The organism is Streptococcus oralis (assembly GCF_023109155.1).
Lineage (GTDB): Bacteria > Bacillota > Bacilli > Lactobacillales > Streptococcaceae > Streptococcus > Streptococcus oralis_BZ.
This window is the reverse complement of the sequence record NZ_JALDUA010000006.1, coordinates 22,985-41,186: the sequence shown is the minus strand read 5'-3', so window position 1 is coordinate 41,186 and position 18,202 is coordinate 22,985. Positions and strand designations below refer to the sequence as shown.

Genomic DNA, 18,202 nt, shown 5'->3' with positions numbered 1-18,202 from the left:
GTTCGTACCATTGTTGAAACAGTGACTTACACAGACGGCGTTGAAACAGGTCGCGTTGAGAAATCAAACACAATCACCACTCCAGCAGTAGACGAAGTTGTCGAAGTTGGAACTAAGAAAGCAGCGGTTGTAACGACTAAGGAAGAGACGAAAACAGAAGAAGTTGCCTTCCAAACGAAGGAAGTAACAAATCCAGATCTTCCAGAAGGAAGTCGTCAAGTGAAAACAGCTGGCCAAAAAGGTGTTCGTACCATTGTTGAAACAGTGACTTACACAGACGGCGTTGAAACAGGTCGCGTTGAGAAATCAAACACAATCACTACTCCAGCAGTAGACGAAGTTGTCGAAGTTGGAACTAAGAAAGTAGCAGCCCCAGTTGTAACGACTAAGGAAGAGACCAAGACAGAAGAAGTTGCCTTCCAAACGAAGGAAGTAACAAATCCAGATCTTCCAGAAGGGACTCGTCAAGTGAAAGCTGCTGGTAAGAAGGGTGTTCGCACCATTGTTTATACAGTGACTTACACAGACGGCGTTGAAACAGGTCGTGTTGAGAAATCAAACACAATCACTACTCCAGCAGTAGATGAGATTATCGAAGTTGGAACTAAGAAAGTAGTAGCCCCAGTTGTAACGACTAAGGAAGAAACGAAGACAGAAGAAGTTGCCTTCCAAACGAAGGAAGTAACAAATCCAGATCTTCCAGAAGGAAGTCGTCAAGTGAAAGCTGCTGGTAAGAAGGGTGTTCGCACCATTGTTTACACAGTGACATACACAGATGGCGTTGAAACAGGTCGTGTTGAGAAATCAAGTACAATCACTACTCCAGCAGTAGATGAGATTGTTGAAGTTGGAACTAAGAAAGTAGCTTCTACAACAACCAACGGTGATAAGAATGATACTGCAACAACAGGGAACCAAGCTGAAAGCACTAAGAAAGAAGAAACTGCAAGCCAAGATCAGAAAGTTCTACCAAGTACAGGTACAGCTTCTACTAGTCTTCTTTCAATGATTGGTTTATTTATCGCTGGTCTAGTAGGCTTTGTCGTTCGTAAGAAAGACTAAGCCACTCTTAGGAAATAAGAAATTGAATTCTTAATTCCTGAGCCTAAGAAGAGAGAACGAGAAATCGTTCTCTCTTTTTCTTGCATTTTATATCGAGCTGTGATATAGTTTATATAACGAGATGCGATATATCGAACTGAATAGGAGGTGTGAATAAATGGAATTAACAGATAAAATCAGGCGTGTTTACCTTCCCATGACTGAAACAGGTTTTTATATCTTGTTTTGTTTACAGAAGGAGAACCATGGATATGGTATCACACAAAAGGTCAAGGAGATGACAGATTCGCAAGTTTCGATTAGTCCTGGAACTATGTATGGGACCTTGTCAAAGATGGAAAAGGATGGCTTGATTTCCTTTATCCGGGAAGAGGAAAAACGTAAAATCTATCAGATCACAGACTTGGGACGAAAAGTCTTAGATATTGAATTGAAACGTATTGAACGGCTCTATAGAAATAGTCGGGAGGAAGTATAATGGAAAAGAAGGTTGTATATCGGATATCTACAATTGCAGATTATGATAGAGAGGCTTTATACCTTGGGGGAATGCATGCTAAGGGCTGGAAACTGACGGAAGTAAGCTACTCTAACTTAGTAGTTGCGGTTAAGTATACTTTTGAAAAGTGCCAACCGGAGCAGGTGTCTTATCAGTTGGACTTTTATCCCATGAAAAAATCAGAGAGAGCCTCCTATTTACAACTATTTAAAGACTGTGGCTGGGAGCATATTACAGACTTGAATAGTTTTTCCTATTTTAGAAAAGCACATTCTGAAATTGAATCGGATACTGAGTTTGAAATCTATAATGACGCTACAGGGAAGTTAGCTATGATCAAACGGATTTTAATAATGCGGATGCTTCCTATTTTGATTCTATTTTTAGCTCTACTACCGGTTTTCTCAAAGTTTGTCAGTGGAGCTAGTTCTTTCAGTTGGGGAATGTTTTTGATTGTCATAATAGATTGTGTTTTATTGATAGTTTTTGCGGTTCAGATTTCTTATATTTTTTGGAGCTTGTTTCAAAAGTGGAAAGAATTATCTGAAAAATAAAACCATGTATGTTTTCTGATTTGGAGGTAAGACAATGAATAGCAAGATACAATTTAGGATTTTCACCATTGTTGATTTGGACAAGGAAGAAGAATATTTACATGAGATGCACTTGAAAGGTTGGAGATATAGAACTAACCGTTTTGGTTTTTTCTATTTTGAACAATGCCAACCAGATGATGTCATCTATCATATCTATGATTCTAGATTTCTTAAAAAGTATAAGCATGAACTGCAAGATTTTAGAAATAGCGGTTGGGAATTGATAGAAACAGGTTTTTATTCAATTCTTCGTAAACCAACTTCTGATATACTTTCAGAGGAGAAAGTCTATATGCGTAATGCTCTTAGATGGGAAGCTATGCGGTCTAGACTTCGTTCCTGTATAGCCGCTTTCTCAGGTGGTCTTGTTGTTTGCATGAGTTTGTATCGAGAGAACTTGTCTCAGTCTTTCTTTATTATTTTCGTTTTATACACTTGCTTAATTTCTTATCTAATCTATGGTTTTTTCAGACTTAAAAGGAAATACCAGGTAGATGAGTAGCAAGGTTCTAGGTCTTCAGACTGATTTTTAGCACTCTTGGTAAAAGAGTGCTAATTTTTGAGTTTTTATCTTGACATTCTCTTCTAAGGGTGTATAATAGAATCATGAGTTAGCACTTGGGTACATAGAGTGCTAATCGATCGGACAGAGAGGAGTGATGAGATGGTTACAGAGCGTCAGCAGGATATTTTAAATCTGATTATTGACATCTTTACCAAAACGCACGAACCTGTCGGATCCAAGGCGCTACAAGAGTCTATCAATTCTAGTAGTGCTACCATTCGTAATGACATGGCAGCTCTAGAGAAGCAGGGTTTGCTTGAGAAGGCTCATACCTCAAGCGGTCGGATGCCAAGTGTCGCGGGATTTCAGTACTATGTGAAACACTCGCTTGCTTTTGACAGACTGGCTGAAAATGAGGTATACGAGATTGTCAAAGCCTTTGATCAGGAGTTCTTCAAACTGGAGGATATTCTGCAAGAGGCTGCTAATCTATTGACAGACCTGAGCGGCTGTACGGTAGTAGCACTGGATGTTGAGCCGAGCAGACAGCGCCTGACGGCCTTCGATATTGTCGTTCTAGGACAACATACTGCTCTTGCAGTTTTCACCCTAGACGAGTCTCGAACGGTTACCAGTCAGTTTTTGATTCCAAGGAACTTCTTGCAGGAAGATTTGCTGAAACTGAAGAGCATCATTCAGGAACGTTTCCTTGGTCACACTGTTCTGGACATTCATTATAAGATTCGGACGGAGATTCCACAGATTATCCAACGTTACTTTACAACAACGGACAATGTCATGGATCTCTTTGAACACATCTTTAAAGAAATGTTCAACGAAAATATTGTGGTGTCGGGAAAAGTCAATCTCTTGAATTTTGCTAATCTAGCAGCCTATCAGTTCTTTGATCATCCACAAAAGGTGGCTCTGGAGATTCGTGAGGGTCTGCATGAAGATCAGATGCAAAATGTTCGTGTTGCGGACAGTCAGGAATCCTGTCTAGCTAACCTAGCAGTGATTAGCAGTAAATTCCTAATTCCTTATCGAGATCGAGGTTTTGGAATTCTAGCGATTATCGGTCCGGTCAATCTGGACTACCAGCAATTGGTCAATCAAGTCAATGTTGTCAATCGTGTTTTGACCATGAAGTTGACAGATTTTTACCGCTACCTCAGCAGTAATCATTACGAAGTACATTAAGATTGAAATCATTAAAGGAGGCGAAAATGGCCCAAGATATAAAAAATGAAGAAATGAAAGAAGAGGAAGTTGTGGAAACAACTGAAGAAACAACTCCTGAAAAGTCAGAGTTGGACTTGGCAAATGAACGTGCAGATGAGTTTGAAAATAAATACCTTCGCGCTCATGCAGAAATGCAAAATATTCAACGCCGTGCCAATGAAGAACGTCAAAACTTGCAACGTTATCGTAGCCAAGACCTGGCAAAAGCAATCTTACCATCGCTCGACAACTTAGAACGTGCACTAGCCGTTGAAGGTTTGACAGACGATGTTAAAAAAGGATTGGAGATGGTGCAAGAAAGCTTGGTTTACGCTTTGAAAGAAGAAGGAATCGAAGAAATCGCAGCTGACGGCGAATTTGACCATAACTATCATATGGCCATCCAAACTCTCCCAGCAGATGATGAACATCCAGCAGATACCATCGCCCAAGTCTTTCAAAAAGGCTACAAACTCCATGACCGCATCCTACGCCCAGCCATGGTAGTAGTATATAACTAGGCAACAGAGCTTAAAAATTTTGTCCGAAATGACAATAAACTATGAAGAAAGTTAAGAAAGTTGTTCAGCTTTGCAATAGTGAGCAAAGCGAACCAAGGACGATACTCTTCGCCGTGGCGCTATTTGCGCAAACTTTGAGACCTTAGGCTCAAAGTTTAGTCAAAGAGATTGACGAGTCAAGCTCTGACGGCGTCGCCACCTAAGAAGAGTATCAAAAAGAAAGAATATAAAATTTAAGGAGAAAAACACATGTCTAAAATTATCGGTATTGACTTAGGTACAACAAACTCAGCAGTTGCAGTTCTTGAAGGAACTGAAAGCAAAATCATCGCAAACCCAGAAGGAAATCGCACAACTCCATCTGTAGTGTCATTCAAAAATGGCGAAATCATCGTTGGTGATGCCGCAAAACGTCAAGCAGTTACAAACCCAGATACAGTTATCTCTATCAAATCTAAGATGGGAACTTCTGAAAAAGTTTCTGCAAATGGAAAAGAATACACTCCACAAGAGATCTCAGCTATGATCCTTCAATACTTGAAAGGTTACGCTGAAGAATACCTTGGTGAAAAAGTAACCAAAGCGGTTATCACAGTTCCAGCTTACTTCAACGATGCTCAACGTCAAGCAACAAAAGACGCTGGTAAAATCGCTGGTCTTGAAGTAGAACGTATCGTTAACGAGCCAACTGCAGCAGCTCTTGCTTACGGTTTGGACAAGACTGACAAAGAAGAAAAAATCTTGGTATTCGACCTTGGTGGTGGTACATTCGACGTATCTATCCTTGAATTGGGTGACGGTGTCTTCGACGTATTGTCAACTGCGGGGGACAACAAACTTGGTGGTGACGACTTTGACCAAAAAATCATCGACCACTTGGTAGCAGAATTCAAGAAAGAAAATGGTATTGACTTGTCTACTGACAAGATGGCAATGCAACGTTTGAAAGATGCGGCTGAAAAAGCTAAGAAAGACCTTTCTGGTGTAACTTCAACACAAATCAGCTTGCCATTCATCACTGCTGGTGAGGCTGGACCTCTTCACTTGGAAATGACTTTGACTCGTGCGAAATTTGACGATTTGACTCGTGATCTTGTTGAACGTACAAAAGTTCCAGTTCGTCAAGCCCTTTCAGATGCAGGTTTGAGCTTGTCAGAAATCGACGAAGTTATCCTTGTTGGTGGTTCAACTCGTATCCCAGCCGTTGTAGAAGCTGTTAAGGCTGAAACTGGTAAAGAACCAAACAAATCAGTAAACCCTGACGAAGTTGTTGCCATGGGTGCTGCTATCCAAGGTGGTGTAATCACTGGTGATGTGAAAGATGTTGTCCTTCTTGATGTAACACCATTATCACTCGGTATCGAAACAATGGGTGGCGTCTTCACAAAACTTATTGATCGCAACACTACAATCCCAACTTCTAAATCACAAGTCTTCTCAACTGCAGCAGACAACCAGCCAGCCGTTGATATCCACGTTCTTCAAGGTGAACGCCCAATGGCAGCGGATAACAAGACTCTTGGACGCTTCCAATTGACAGATATCCCAGCTGCACCTCGTGGAATTCCTCAAATCGAAGTAACTTTCGACATCGACAAGAACGGTATCGTATCTGTTAAAGCCAAAGACCTTGGAACTCAAAAAGAACAAACTATTGTTATCCAATCTAACTCAGGTTTGACTGATGAAGAAATCGACCGCATGATGAAAGATGCAGAAGCAAACGCTGAAGCAGATAAGAAACGTAAAGAAGAAGTAGACCTTCGTAACGAAGTAGACCAAGCAATCTTTGCGACTGAAAAGACAATCAAGGAAACTGAAGGAAAAGGCTTCGATGCAGAACGTGATGCTGCCCAAGCTGCCCTTGATGACCTTAAGAAAGCGCAAGAAGACAACAACTTGGACGAAATGAAAGCAAAACTTGAAGCATTGAACGAAAAAGCTCAAGGGCTTGCTGTTAAACTCTACGAACAAGCCGCAGCAGCACAACAAGCTCAAGCAGGAGCAGAAGGCGCACAAGCAACAGGAAACGCAGGCGATGACGTCGTAGACGGAGAGTTTACAGAGAAGTAAGGTGTTGAGGCGTTAAGAAAACGAAAGAAAAATAGGAAGCCATCGCCTTGTGCGATGCACAAACGATGGCTTATCTTTTTTCCGAAGTTTTTAGCCGAAACTCAGTTAAGCCTAACTCGTTAAGAATGACGAATTACTAAAGTACTTTGTCTAAATGTAATAATGATAGGAAGAAATCCAGAGGTTGCAACCCAGCCTCTGTTTTTCGGTAAAAAGGTGCCGAACCTAATTTATTTGAGTTTTTATCATCAATATACAAAGAAAGGAATTGAACCCGACCTAGATTGAGGTTTCGTTCCGTAAGATTAACAGAAAGGAATAAGGGTGTTCGTAATTGAACTCGAGCGGAAAGCTTGGAAATTAGATAAACCTCCTAAGAAATCAGGATTTCTTGTCGGTTTCCTAAATTTCAGTCGCTTTCTGTTCGCTCTTAGTATCTTGTATGAACAATACTGAATTTTATGATCGTCTGGGGGTGTCAAAAAACGCTTCGGCAGACGAGATCAAAAAGGCTTATCGTAAGCTTTCAAAAAAATACCACCCAGATATCAACAAGGAGCCTGGTGCTGAGGAAAAATACAAGGAAGTTCAAGAAGCCTATGAGACTTTGAGTGACGACCAAAAACGTGCAGCTTACGACCAGTATGGTGCTGCAGGTGCCAACGGTGGCTTTGGTGGTGCCGGTGGTTTCGGTGGCTTTGACGGAGCAGGTGGCTTCGGTGGTTTTGAAGATATCTTTTCAAGTTTTTTCGGGGGAGGCGGAGCTTCACGCAATCCAAACGTTCCTCGTCAAGGGGATGACCTCCAGTACCGTGTGAACTTGACCTTTGAAGAAGCTATCTTTGGAACAGAAAAAGAAGTTAAATACAATCGTGAAGCCAGCTGTCGTACCTGTAACGGATCTGGTGCTAAGCCAGGGACAAGTCCAGTCACTTGTGGACGCTGTCATGGCGCTGGTGTTATTAATGTCGATACACAGACTCCGCTTGGTATGATGCGTCGCCAAGTAACCTGTGATGTCTGTCATGGTCGCGGAAAAGAAATTAAAGATCCATGTACAACTTGTCACGGAACAGGTCATGAAAAACAAGCTCATAGCGTGCATGTAAAAATCCCTGCTGGTGTGGAAACAGGCCAACAAATCCGCCTCGCGGGTCAAGGTGAAGCAGGCTTTAACGGTGGACCTTACGGAGACTTGTACGTGGTGGTTTCAGTAGAAGCTAGCGATAAGTTTGAACGTGAAGGAACAACTATTTTCTACAAGTTAAACCTCAATATTGTCCAAGCTACTCTTGGAGATACTGTTGAAATTCCAACCGTGCATGGAGATGTTGAATTGGTTATCCCAGAAGGAACACAGACTGGCAAGAAATTCCGTCTACGTGGCAAGGGAGCACCAAGCCTTCGTGGCGGTGCTGTTGGTGACCAATACGTTACTGTCAATGTCGTGACTCCGACAGGTTTGAACGACCGCCAAAAAGCAGCGCTTAAAGAATTCGCAGCTGCAGGTGACTTGAAAGTCAATCCAAAGAAAAAAGGCTTCTTTGATCATATAAAAGATGCCTTTGAAGGAGAATAAAGTAAAAAGAGCCGGCGGGCTCTTTTTTTGTATAATCTTGGGAAATTTAGCATCGAGCAATCATTCTCCAATTAGTCTACTATTTATACTTTTGAGTGAGCAAGCCAGCAGTATCCATCTCCTGAATGAGTTGCTTGAATTCCTCTTCCTTTCCAGGCTTAACGGTGACGGTGTCAATGCGCTTAATCGCCGAATTATCCTGAATATCTACTAAGGTCAAAGCTTTTTCATAGAATGCAATTCCCTTTTTAAGACTTTCTTGATCTTTCCAATTTAGAATTGTGTAAGAAGATTTTGATTTCTTTCCTTTTTCTTGGAAATACTTCTCGCCCTCCTCCTTTAAAAATTGTATTAAACCGTGATTGAACAAGTTGTTTCCTACTTTATAGTAGGAAATCTCTCCTGTCTGGAGGACATAGACTTTAAGTCGGTTTTTGGTGAGTTTTGGACTTTCTTTTAGGACGGGGTGACTATTGATGACCTCGTCTGAGAAAGTAACATAAAAATCTAGGCCTCCACCCTCAAATTGATACCTTCCATTTGATTCTACTTTCTTAGGAGGCATGTCAAGAGAGATAAAGATTTGTTTTAAGGCTTCATTCCCCTCACGGATGTCGCTCGGTGAAGCCTTGAAAAGATTGGCCACTAGTAGAAATGCTAGGGCTGCAAGCAGGCAGAGGCAGCCGCAAGGGATCGCGATGACCTTCGCTAGAACTTTTACAAACTGTTTCATTTTCATTGCCTCCTTTTTCTGTTCAAATCTAGTAACCCAAAATGGAATTAAGGAAAGTTGGAGGCTTTCTTATTCTTGTTTTTCTTCTTGGAGGACCGCCATTCTGGTTTGGAAATCTTTTTCTAAGACTTTGAACTTGTAGGTCAAATCTTTTTGGTATTCCTTGATAAGGGCTTTTTGTTGGTCAATGATTTGCAGGCTGTTTTGGATGATATCCAAATCAGCCTTGATAGCTTCGACGCGGTCAGTTGTATCTAGCACTTCATCCTGAATGGCTTGGCGATTTTTCACGACAAAATAACTTCCAGCTGCAGCTCCTGCGAATAGCAATAGATTGGATAGTTTCATGGCATCTCCTTAAGCGTTTTTAATGGTTTTAGCGACTTGGGCAAGTTTGTCAAAGTCGGGTTCGTGGGCGATAAAGTCAATCTTGAGGTCATCTTCTGCACCGTAGCGAGGTACGAGATGCACGTGAGTATGAAAGACCGTTTGACCAGCAACTTCCTCACAGTTGGCGATGATGTTCATACCAGCAGCTTTGGTAGCTTTCATAACTTTTTGAGCTACCAGTGGCACTTGGGCAAAGAGTTGGCTGGCACTTGGGGCATCCATCTCCAAAAGATTGCGATAGTGCTCTTTTGGTACAATGAGAGTGTGTCCAGGCGTTACTTGAGAGATATCAAGAAAGGCAAGAACCTGCTCATCTTCGTATACTTTTGAAGCAGGAATCTCCCCTGCGATGATCTTACAAAAAATGCAATCTGACATAAAATCCACCTCTACTGTATTGAATTTTGATATAATATAGCTACATTATACCAGATTCGGAGAAAATATGTTAGAAATTAAAAACCTGACAGGAGGCTATGTTCATGTCCCTGTCTTGAAAGATGTGTCCTTTACCGTTGAAAGTGGGCAGTTGGTCGGTTTGATTGGTCTCAACGGTGCTGGGAAATCAACGACAATTAATGAGATTATTGGTCTGTTAACACCTTACAGTGGGGAAATCAAGATTAACGGTCTTACCCTGCGAGAAGATGCGACCAGCTATCGCAAACAGATTGGCTATATCCCAGAAACGCCTAGTCTGTATGAGGAATTGACCCTCAGAGAGCATATCGAGACGGTTGCCATGGCCTATGGTATTGAGCAAAAAGTGGCTTTTGATCGTGTGGAACCTTTGTTAAAAATGTTCCGTCTGGACCAAAAATTGGACTGGTTTCCAGTGCATTTTTCCAAAGGAATGAAGCAGAAGGTCATGATTATCTGTGCTTTTGTGGTGGATCCGAGCCTCTTTATCGTTGATGAGCCTTTTCTTGGCCTCGATCCGCTGGCCATTTCTGACTTGATTCAGCTTTTGGAAGTAGAAAAGCAAAAAGGTAAGTCTATCCTCATGAGTACCCACGTGCTGGATTCGGCGGAGAAGATGTGTGATGCCTTTGTCATCCTCCACAAGGGAGAGGTGCGGGCTCAGGGGAACCTCCAGCAACTCCGCGAAGCCTTTGACATGCCTGAAGCGAGTTTGAATGATATTTACTTGGCTCTGACCAAAGAGGAGGAGCTATGAAAGACTTGTTTTTAAAGCGAAAGCAGGCTTTTCGTAAGGAATGTGTCGGTTATCTCCGTTATGTTCTCAATGACCACTTTGTCTTGTTCCTGCTAGTTCTTATCGGTTTTCTAGCTTACCAGTACAGTCAACTCCTGCAACATTTTCCTGAAAACCACTGGCCTATCCTCTTGTTTTTTGGGATTGTATCTGCCTTGCTTTTGGCTTGGGGAGGAATCGCGACCTACATGGAAGGACCGGATAAGCTCTTTCTCTTAGTCAGTGAAGAGGAGGTTAAGTCTCACCTCAAAGGGCAGACAGTGCGCTCACTGGTCTTTTGGCTCTTGGTCCAAACCCTTTTCTTGCTTTTATTTGCGCCCTTATTTTTAGCCATGGGTTATGGCTTGCCAGTTTTTCTCATCTATGTGCTTTTATTGGGAGCTGGGAAATACCTGCTCTTTCGTCAAAAAGCCAGTAATTTTTTTACTGAGACTGGAATCGACTGGGACTATGTGATCTCCCAAGAAAGCAAGCGCAAGCAAGTCTTGCTTCGTTTCTTTGCTCTCTTTACTCAGGTCAAGGGCGTTTCAAATAGTGTCAAACGTCGCGCTTATCTAGATTTCATCCTAAAGACTGTTCAAAAGGTGCCTGGGAAGATTTGGCAAAATCTTTATCTCCGCTCTTATCTGCGAAATGGAGACCTCTTTGCGCTTAGTTTGCGTCTTTTGCTCCTATCCTTGTTAGCTTTGCTCTTTATCGAGCAATCTTGGATTGCGACAGCAGTGGTGGTTCTATTTAATTACCTCTTGCTCTTTCAGTTACTGGCCCTCTATCATGCCTTTGACTACCAATACTTGACCCAGCTCTTTCCATTAGAAAAAGGGGAGAAAGAAAAGGGATTGAAACAGATTGTAGTCGGTGTGGGAAGTGCAGTTCTTTTGCTGGAATTACTGGTCGGAGCAGTGGTTTTTCAAGAAAAAATAGCCTTGTTGGCTCTTGTAGGAGCTAGTCTTTTCCTACAATTGTTTTATTTGCCTTACCAACTAAAAAGATTGGTTGACGAATAGACCAAAAACTAGTAGAATAGTAAGGAAACTTTATACGGAGGAAAGAAATGGACTTGGGTGATAATGAGCTAACGCTGACCCCTATCCCTGGGAAGAGTGGCAAAGCTTATATGGGAAGCTACCCTGATGGGAAGCGCGTCTTTGTAAAAATGAACACCTCTCCAATCCTACCTGGCCTAGCCAGAGAACAAATCGCTCCTCAATTACTATGGACTCGTCGTTTGCCAGATGGCCGTGATATGTGTGCTCAGGAATGGCTGACGGGTAAAATCTTGACCCCCTACGATATGAATCGCAAGCAGATTATCAATATCTTGAACCGCCTTCACCGCTCGCGTCCTTTGATGAAGCAGTTGAGCCGTTTGGGATACACCATGGAAACACCAGTTGATTTGCTACGTTCTTGGCAGCAGGGAGTTCCAGAAATCTTGAAGCAGAACCACTATTTGAACAGTGTGATTGCTGAGCTAGGTAAGACGGTTCCAGGTTTTAGAGAAGACCATGCAACGATTGTGCATGGGGATCTTCGTCATAGTAATTGGATTGAGACAGAGAGTGGACTCGTTTATCTAGTGGATTGGGATTCGGTTCGTCTGACGGATCGTATGTTTGATGTAGCGCATTTGCTATGCCACTACATTCCGGATCATCAGTGGCGCCAATGGTTGAGAGACTACGGCTATAAGTACAATCAGACAGTGTTAGATAAATTGTATTGGTATGGTCAGTATTCTTACTTGAACCAGATTGCCAAATACTGTGAAAATCAAGATTTAGACAATGTAAACCGGGAGATTTATGCCTTGCGTGTCTTCCGTGACAAGTATGGAAAGAAAAGATGAGAGTTAGAAATCGTAAAGGGGCGACAGAGTTACTAGAGGCTAATCCCCAGTATGTTGTCCTCAATCCCTTGGAAGCTAAAGGGAAATGGCGAGACTTGTTTGGAAATGATCATCCTATTCATGTTGAAGTTGGAAGTGGGAAAGGAGCCTTCGTATCAGGAATGGCCAAACAAAACCCTGACATCAACTATATCGGGATTGACATCCAAAAGTCGGTGTTAAGTTATGCCTTGGATAAGGTATTAGAAGTTGGAGTTCCTAATATCAAGTTGTTGTGGGTAGATGGTTCAGATTTGACGGACTACTTTGAAGACGGTGAGATTGATCGTCTCTACCTAAACTTTTCAGATCCCTGGCCTAAAAAACGCCATGAAAAACGCCGTCTGACCTACAAGAGTTTCTTGGATACCTTCAAGCGCATCTTACCTGAGAATGGGGAAATCCATTTCAAGACAGACAATCGTGGCTTATTTGAGTACAGCCTGGTGAGTTTTTCTCAGTACGGCATGAAACTGAACGGGGTTTGGTTGGACTTACATGCCAGTGATTTTGAAGGCAATGTCATGACGGAATATGAGCAAAAATTCTCCAACAAGGGTCAAGTGATCTACCGTGTTGAGGCAGAATTTTAAAAAATAGCTTGAAAACTAGCCGTTTGAGTGCTTATGCTTTACATAAATTGACAAACGTGCTATACTGATAGTAAGAATATAAGAAAGAGAGGCGGGGAAATATCTTCGCCTCTTGCTTATGAGGAGGTGGACACAATCGCAACAATCGTAGAATTAGTCAGAGAAGTTGTAGAACCTGTCATCCAAGCGCCTTTCGAACTCGTGGATATCGAGTATGGAAAGATTGACAGTGACATGATTCTCAGTATTTTTGTAGATAAACCTGAAGGAATTACCTTGAACGACACGGCAGACCTGACAGAAATTATCAGTCCTGTCCTAGACACCATCAAGCCCGATCCCTTCCCAGAACAATATTTCCTAGAAATCACCAGTCCAGGCTTGGAACGTCCTTTGAAAACCAAGGATGCTGTCGCTGGAGCTGTTGGGAAATACATCCATGTCGGGCTCTACCAAGCCATTGATAAGCAAAAAGTCTTTGAAGGAACTTTGGTATCCTTTGAAGAAGACGAGTTGACCATGGAATATATGGACAAGACACGTAAGAAAACCGTTCAAATTCCATACAGTTTAGTATCAAAAGCACGTTTAGCAGTAAAACTATAGAAAAGAAAGGATAGCTTTTGAGGATTCAAAAGTAAAAAGAACATGAGTAAAGAAATGCTAGAGGCCTTCCGCATTTTGGAAGAAGACAAGGGAATCAAAAAAGAAGACATCATCGACGCAGTAGTAGAGTCGCTTCGTTCCGCTTATCGCAGACGCTATGGTCAATCTGACAGCGTAGCCATTGACTTCAATGAAAAAACGGGTGACTTTACAGTTTATACTGTCCGTGAAGTTGTTGATGAAGTATTTGATAGCCGTTTGGAAATTAGCTTGAAAGATGCCCTTGCCATTAATTCAGCCTATGAGCTTGGTGACAAAATCAAGTTTGAAGAAGCACCAGCTGAGTTTGGTCGTGTAGCAGCCCAATCTGCTAAACAAACCATCATGGAAAAAATGCGCAAGCAAACACGTGCCATCACTTATAATACATACAAAGAACATGAACAAGAAATCATGTCTGGTACAGTAGAACGCTTTGACAACCGCTTCATCTATGTCAACCTTGGTAGCATCGAAGCCCAATTGTCAAAACAGGACCAAATCCCTGGAGAAGTTTTTGCTTCCCATGACCGTATCGAAGTCTACGTTTACAAGGTTGAAGACAATCCTCGTGGTGTCAACGTATTTGTTAGCCGTAGCCATCCAGAAATGATCAAACGTTTGATGGAGCAAGAAATTCCAGAAGTGTATGATGGAACTGTCGAAATCATGAGCGTAGCCCGCGAAGCTGGTGACCGTACGAAAGTTGCCGTTCGTAGCCACAATCCAAACGTGGACGCTATCGGGACAATCGTTGGACGTGGTGGTGCCAATATCAAGAAAATCACCAGCAAATTCCACCCAGCTCGTTACGATGCTAAGAGCGACCGCATGATTCCTGTCGAAGAAAACATCGACGTTATCGAGTGGGTAGCGGATCCAGCTGAGTTTATCTACAATGCCATCGCACCTGCAGAGGTTGACCAAGTTATCTTTGATGAAAATGACAGCAAACGTGCCTTGGTCGTTGTACCTGATAACAAGCTTTCTCTTGCCATCGGTCGTCGTGGACAAAATGTTCGCTTAGCAGCTCACTTGACAGGTTACCGTATCGATATCAAGTCAGCCAGTGAGTTTGAAGCTATGGAAGAAGCAGGTCAAGTGGATTACGCAGATGCGGATGAATTGACAGAAGAATAAAAGCTGCTAGAGGAGGGAAAGATGAAAACAAGAAAAATCCCTTTGCGCAAGTCTGTTGTGTCCAACGAAGTGATTGATAAACGTGATTTGCTCCGCATTGTCAAGAACAAAGAAGGACAGGTCTTTATCGATCCGACAGGCAAGGCCAATGGCCGTGGCGCTTATATCAAGCTAGACAATACAGAAGCCCTAGAGGCAAAAAAGAAGAAAGTCTTTAACCGCAGCTTTAACATGGAAGTGGAAGAAAGCTTTTATGACGAGTTGATCGCTTATGTGGATCACAAAGTGAAAAGAAGAGAGTTAGGACTTGAATAAGCAAAAGATAAGCAATCTCTTGGGACTTGCTCAACGAGCAGGCCGGATCATATCGGGTGAGGAATTGGTGGTCAAGGCCATTCAAGACCAGAAAGCTAAGCTAGTCTTTCTAGCCCATGATGCTGGCCCTAATCTAACCAAGAAGATTCAAGATAAAAGTGACTATTATCAAGTAGAAGTTATAACCGTGTTTTCAACACTGGAATTAAGCATAGCAGTCGGGAAACCGAGAAAGGTTTTGGCTGTGACAGATGCTGGATTTACAAAGAAAATGAGGTCTCTTATGGAATAGAAGAGGAGGACATGATTTGTCTAAGAAAAGATTGTACGAAATCGCAAAAGAGCTTGGAAAAGAAAGTAAAGAAGTTGTAGCGCGTGCAAAAGAGTTGGGCTTGGATGTGAAAAGCCACTCATCGAGCGTGGAAGCTGCTGCTGCTGAACAAATCGCAGCTAGCTTTAAACCTGCACCTGCTCCTAAAGCAGAAGCAAAACCTGTAGCACCAAAAGCAAGTGTAGAAAAGAAAGCAGAAAAGCCTGTATCAGCTAAACCAGCTGCCGCTAAGGAAGAAAGCAAATCAGCTACACCTGCAGCTCCTAAGGAAGAAAGCAAATCAGCTACACCTGCAGCTCCTAAGGAAGAAAAAGTAGTGGCCGCAAGACCACAGAGTCGAAACTTCAAGGCGGAGCGTGAGGCGCGTGCCAAAGAGCAGGCAGAGCGACGCAAACAAAACAAGGGCAACAACCGTGACCAACAACAAAACGGCAACCGTCAGAAAAACGATGGTCGTAATGGTGGCAAACCTGGTCAAGGAAACCGCGACAATCGCCGATTTAACGACCAAGGGAAAAAACCACAAGGTCAAGGGAATCGTGGCAATGATCGCCGTCAGCAACAAGACTTCCAGCCAAAACAAGCTGGCCCACGTGTTGACTTTAAAGCCCGTGCAGCAGCCCTAAAAGCAGAGCAAAATGCAGAGTACGCACGCTCAAGCGAGGAGCGCTTCAAACAATCGCAAGCAGCCAAAGAAGCCTTGGCTCAAGCTAACAAACGCAAGGAGCCAGAGGAAATCTTTGAAGAAGCTGCTAAGCTAGCTGAACAAACGCAGCCAGCTATAACAGTAGCTCCTGTAGCGAAAGAAGCGCCAGTGGATACACGTCGTAAAAAACAAGCTCGACCAGACAAAGAACGTGACGATTATGATCACGAAGAAGATGGTCCTAGAAAACAACAAAAGAATCGAAGTAGTCAGAATCAAGTGAGAAATCAAAGAAATAGTAACTGGAATAACAACAAGAAAAATAAAAAAGGGAACAAGCAAAACAACCGTAACCAGACTCCAAAACCTGTTACAGAGCGTAAGTTCCACGAATTGCCAACAGAATTTGAGTATACAGATGGTATGACTGTTGCGGAAATCGCAAAACGTATTAAACGTGAACCAGCTGAAATCGTTAAGAAACTCTTTATGATGGGTGTGATGGCCACACAAAACCAATCCTTAGATGGAGAAACCATCGAACTCCTCATGGTGGATTACGGTATCGAAGCCAAACAAAAGGTTGAAGTGGATAATGCCGACATCGAACGTTTCTTTGTCGAAGATGGCTATCTTAATGAAGATGAATTGGTTGAGCGTCCACCAGTTGTAACCATCATGGGACACGTTGACCATGGTAAAACAACCCTTCTAGATACCCTTCGTAACTCTCGTGTTGCGACAGGTGAAGCAGGTGGTATCACTCAGCATATCGGTGCCTACCAAATCGTGGAAAATGGCAAGAAGATTACCTTCCTTGATACACCAGGACACGCGGCTTTTACATCGATGCGTGCGCGTGGTGCATCTGTTACCGATATTACCATCTTGGTCGTGGCGGCCGATGACGGGGTTATGCCTCAGACTATCGAAGCCATCAACCACTCAAAAGCGGCCAACGTTCCAATCATCGTAGCTATCAACAAGATTGATAAACCAGGTGCCAATCCAGAACGTGTTATCGGTGAATTGGCAGAGCATGGTGTTATGTCAACTGCCTGGGGTGGAGATTCTGAATTTGTTGAAATCTCAGCTAAATTCAACCAAAATATCGAAGAATTGTTGGAAACAGTCCTTCTTGTGGCTGAAATCCAAGAACTCAAAGCAGACCCAACAGTGCGTGCGATCGGTACGGTTATCGAAGCGCGCTTGGATAAAGGAAAAGGTGCGGTCGCAACCCTTCTTGTCCAACAAGGTACCTTGAATGTCCAAGACCCAATCGTTGTCGGAAATACCTTCGGTCGTGTCCGTGCTATGACCAATGACCTTGGTCGTCGTGTCAAGGTTGCAGGCCCATCAACACCAGTTTCTATTACAGGTTTGAACGAAGCGCCAATGGCAGGTGACCACTTTGCCGTTTACGAAGATGAAAAATCTGCGCGTGCAGCCGGTGAAGAGCGTGCAAAACGTGCCCTCATGAAACAACGTCAAGCTACCCAACGTGTCAGCCTTGAAAACCTCTTTGATACGCTTAAGGCAGGTGAGCTCAAGTCAGTCAATGTCATCATCAAGGCCGACGTACAAGGTTCTGTTGAAGCCCTTTCTGCCTCACTTCAAAAGATCGATGTGGAAGGTGTCAAAGTTACCATCGTCCACTCGGCAGTCGGTGCTATCAACGAATCTGACGTGACCCTTGCGGAAGCTTCCAATGCCTTTATCGTTGGTTTCAACGTACGCCCTACACCACAAGCGCGTCAACAAGCGGAAGCTGACGATGTAGAAATCCGTCTCCACAGCATTATCTACAAGGTTATCGAAGAGATGGAAGAAGCCATGAAAGGGATGTTGGATCCAGAATTCGAAGAAAAAGTTATTGGTGAAGCAGTTATCCGTGAAACCTTCAAGGTATCTAAAGTGGGAACCATCGGTGGATTCATGGTTATCAACGGTAAAGTTACCCGTGACTCGAAAGTCCGTGTTATCCGTGACGGTGTCGTTATCTATGACGGAGAACTCGCAAGCTTGAAACACTACAAAGACGACGTCAAAGAAGTTACAAACGGTCGTGAAGGTGGATTGATGATTGATGGCTACAATGATATCAAGACTGATGATGTGATTGAGGCTTATATCATGGAAGAAATCAAACGATAATAGAGAAACGATAGCCGATTTGACTCGTCGTCAACAGCGCCTTGATGAACCCTTAGTTCTATCTAAGGCTTGTTTCCTAGATTCAAATGGCTCTA

Annotated in this window: 20 protein-coding genes; 17 read left to right on the top strand and 3 right to left on the bottom strand. The window is 42.9% G+C overall.

Annotated features, from left to right (window positions below; genetic code table 11):
* From M1F63_RS09765 to dnaJ, 8 genes are all read left to right on the top strand, one after another.
* Positions 1-1,062 (top strand): G5 domain-containing protein (locus tag M1F63_RS09765; RefSeq protein ID WP_247941312.1); only part of this gene is annotated, 1,062 nt, incomplete at its 5' end.
* A gap of 157 nt (positions 1,063-1,219) precedes the next feature.
* Positions 1,220-1,540 (top strand): PadR family transcriptional regulator, encoded by a 321-nt coding sequence (locus M1F63_RS09760; RefSeq protein WP_000423978.1) that lies wholly within the window; start codon positions 1,220-1,222, stop codon positions 1,538-1,540.
* The gene (locus tag M1F63_RS09755) at positions 1,540-2,115 is read left to right on the top strand and encodes a DUF2812 domain-containing protein (RefSeq protein WP_247941311.1); all 576 of its coding nucleotides are present in this window, start codon (positions 1,540-1,542) and stop codon (positions 2,113-2,115) included. The genes M1F63_RS09760 and M1F63_RS09755 overlap by 1 nt, the downstream gene beginning before the upstream one ends.
* A gap of 34 nt (positions 2,116-2,149) precedes the next feature.
* Complete coding sequence (locus M1F63_RS09750) at positions 2,150-2,659, top strand: DUF2812 domain-containing protein (RefSeq protein WP_247941310.1); 510 nt, start codon at positions 2,150-2,152, stop codon at positions 2,657-2,659.
* 162 nt (positions 2,660-2,821) lie between these two features.
* Positions 2,822-3,862, top strand: a complete 1,041-nt coding sequence (gene hrcA / locus M1F63_RS09745; protein ID WP_247941309.1) for a heat-inducible transcriptional repressor HrcA — start codon at positions 2,822-2,824, stop codon at positions 3,860-3,862.
* A gap of 26 nt (positions 3,863-3,888) precedes the next feature.
* Positions 3,889-4,404, top strand: a complete 516-nt coding sequence (gene grpE, locus M1F63_RS09740; protein WP_000046025.1) for a nucleotide exchange factor GrpE — start codon at positions 3,889-3,891, stop codon at positions 4,402-4,404.
* Between the two features lie 249 nt (positions 4,405-4,653).
* Positions 4,654-6,477, top strand: a complete 1,824-nt coding sequence (gene dnaK / locus M1F63_RS09735; RefSeq protein ID WP_000034683.1) for a molecular chaperone DnaK — start codon at positions 4,654-4,656, stop codon at positions 6,475-6,477.
* A gap of 442 nt (positions 6,478-6,919) precedes the next feature.
* Positions 6,920-8,056, top strand: coding sequence for a molecular chaperone DnaJ (dnaJ, locus tag M1F63_RS09730; RefSeq protein WP_247941308.1), 1,137 nt, complete (start codon positions 6,920-6,922; stop codon positions 8,054-8,056).
* 79 nt (positions 8,057-8,135) lie between these two features.
* On the opposite strand, the gene M1F63_RS09725 is transcribed toward dnaJ, so the two are convergent.
* From M1F63_RS09725 to M1F63_RS09715, 3 genes are all read right to left on the bottom strand, one after another.
* On the bottom strand, positions 8,136-8,789 hold the full coding sequence (locus M1F63_RS09725) for a hypothetical protein (protein WP_247941307.1): 654 nt from the start codon (positions 8,787-8,789) through the stop codon (positions 8,136-8,138).
* 69 nt (positions 8,790-8,858) lie between these two features.
* Positions 8,859-9,137, bottom strand: coding sequence for a hypothetical protein (locus M1F63_RS09720; protein ID WP_007519263.1), 279 nt, complete (start codon positions 9,135-9,137; stop codon positions 8,859-8,861).
* Positions 9,138-9,146: 9 nt separating this feature from the next.
* Entirely contained in the window at positions 9,147-9,557 is a 411-nt protein-coding gene (locus M1F63_RS09715) for an HIT family protein (RefSeq protein WP_084859555.1), read from the bottom strand.
* A gap of 67 nt (positions 9,558-9,624) precedes the next feature.
* On the opposite strand from M1F63_RS09715, the gene M1F63_RS09710 reads away from it, so the two are divergent.
* From M1F63_RS09710 to infB, 9 genes are all read left to right on the top strand, one after another.
* Positions 9,625-10,356, top strand: coding sequence for an ABC transporter ATP-binding protein (locus tag M1F63_RS09710; RefSeq protein WP_096422737.1), 732 nt, complete (start codon positions 9,625-9,627; stop codon positions 10,354-10,356).
* Positions 10,353-11,402, top strand: coding sequence for an ABC transporter permease (locus M1F63_RS09705; RefSeq protein ID WP_247941306.1), 1,050 nt, complete (start codon positions 10,353-10,355; stop codon positions 11,400-11,402). Before M1F63_RS09710 ends, M1F63_RS09705 begins: the two co-directional genes overlap by 4 nt.
* Positions 11,403-11,449: 47 nt before the next feature.
* Positions 11,450-12,244 carry a cell cycle regulator CcrZ gene (ccrZ, locus tag M1F63_RS09700; RefSeq protein ID WP_000363019.1) on the top strand — a complete coding sequence of 265 codons (795 nt, stop codon included), beginning with the start codon at positions 11,450-11,452 and terminating at the stop codon, positions 12,242-12,244.
* Entirely contained in the window at positions 12,241-12,876 is a 636-nt protein-coding gene (trmB, locus tag M1F63_RS09695) for a tRNA (guanosine(46)-N7)-methyltransferase TrmB (protein ID WP_001266087.1), read from the top strand. Before ccrZ ends, trmB begins: the two co-directional genes overlap by 4 nt.
* A gap of 126 nt (positions 12,877-13,002) precedes the next feature.
* Positions 13,003-13,482 (top strand): ribosome maturation factor RimP, encoded by a 480-nt coding sequence (gene rimP, locus M1F63_RS09690; protein WP_247941305.1) that lies wholly within the window; start codon positions 13,003-13,005, stop codon positions 13,480-13,482.
* Positions 13,483-13,524: 42 nt separating this feature from the next.
* Positions 13,525-14,661 carry a transcription termination factor NusA gene (nusA, locus tag M1F63_RS09685; protein ID WP_049550482.1) on the top strand — a complete coding sequence of 379 codons (1,137 nt, stop codon included), beginning with the start codon at positions 13,525-13,527 and terminating at the stop codon, positions 14,659-14,661.
* A 21-nt stretch (positions 14,662-14,682) separates the two neighbouring features.
* Positions 14,683-14,976, top strand: coding sequence for an RNase P modulator RnpM (rnpM, locus tag M1F63_RS09680; protein WP_000857568.1), 294 nt, complete (start codon positions 14,683-14,685; stop codon positions 14,974-14,976).
* Positions 14,969-15,268 (top strand): YlxQ-related RNA-binding protein, encoded by a 300-nt coding sequence (locus tag M1F63_RS09675; RefSeq protein WP_001041395.1) that lies wholly within the window; start codon positions 14,969-14,971, stop codon positions 15,266-15,268. The genes rnpM and M1F63_RS09675 overlap by 8 nt, the downstream gene beginning before the upstream one ends.
* A 16-nt stretch (positions 15,269-15,284) precedes the next feature.
* A complete protein-coding gene (gene infB / locus M1F63_RS09670; RefSeq protein WP_247941304.1) occupies positions 15,285-18,107 on the top strand; it encodes a translation initiation factor IF-2 in 2,823 nt (940 codons plus the stop codon).
* The last annotated feature ends 95 nt before the right edge of the window (positions 18,108-18,202 follow it).

Coding starts and splice junctions, on each gene's coding strand:
- M1F63_RS09760 (WP_000423978.1), top strand. CDS start 1,220: ATGGAATTAACAGATAAAATCAGGCGTGTTTACCTTCCCATGACTGAA.
- M1F63_RS09755 (WP_247941311.1), top strand. CDS start 1,540: ATGGAAAAGAAGGTTGTATATCGGATATCTACAATTGCAGATTATGAT.
- M1F63_RS09750 (WP_247941310.1), top strand. CDS start 2,150: ATGAATAGCAAGATACAATTTAGGATTTTCACCATTGTTGATTTGGAC.
- hrcA (WP_247941309.1), top strand. CDS start 2,822: ATGGTTACAGAGCGTCAGCAGGATATTTTAAATCTGATTATTGACATC.
- grpE (WP_000046025.1), top strand. CDS start 3,889: ATGGCCCAAGATATAAAAAATGAAGAAATGAAAGAAGAGGAAGTTGTG.
- dnaK (WP_000034683.1), top strand. CDS start 4,654: ATGTCTAAAATTATCGGTATTGACTTAGGTACAACAAACTCAGCAGTT.
- dnaJ (WP_247941308.1), top strand. CDS start 6,920: ATGAACAATACTGAATTTTATGATCGTCTGGGGGTGTCAAAAAACGCT.
- M1F63_RS09725 (WP_247941307.1), bottom strand. CDS start 8,789: ATGAAACAGTTTGTAAAAGTTCTAGCGAAGGTCATCGCGATCCCTTGC.
- M1F63_RS09720 (WP_007519263.1), bottom strand. CDS start 9,137: ATGAAACTATCCAATCTATTGCTATTCGCAGGAGCTGCAGCTGGAAGT.
- M1F63_RS09715 (WP_084859555.1), bottom strand. CDS start 9,557: ATGTCAGATTGCATTTTTTGTAAGATCATCGCAGGGGAGATTCCTGCT.
- M1F63_RS09710 (WP_096422737.1), top strand. CDS start 9,625: ATGTTAGAAATTAAAAACCTGACAGGAGGCTATGTTCATGTCCCTGTC.
- M1F63_RS09705 (WP_247941306.1), top strand. CDS start 10,353: ATGAAAGACTTGTTTTTAAAGCGAAAGCAGGCTTTTCGTAAGGAATGT.
- ccrZ (WP_000363019.1), top strand. CDS start 11,450: ATGGACTTGGGTGATAATGAGCTAACGCTGACCCCTATCCCTGGGAAG.
- trmB (WP_001266087.1), top strand. CDS start 12,241: ATGAGAGTTAGAAATCGTAAAGGGGCGACAGAGTTACTAGAGGCTAAT.
- nusA (WP_049550482.1), top strand. CDS start 13,525: ATGAGTAAAGAAATGCTAGAGGCCTTCCGCATTTTGGAAGAAGACAAG.
- rnpM (WP_000857568.1), top strand. CDS start 14,683: ATGAAAACAAGAAAAATCCCTTTGCGCAAGTCTGTTGTGTCCAACGAA.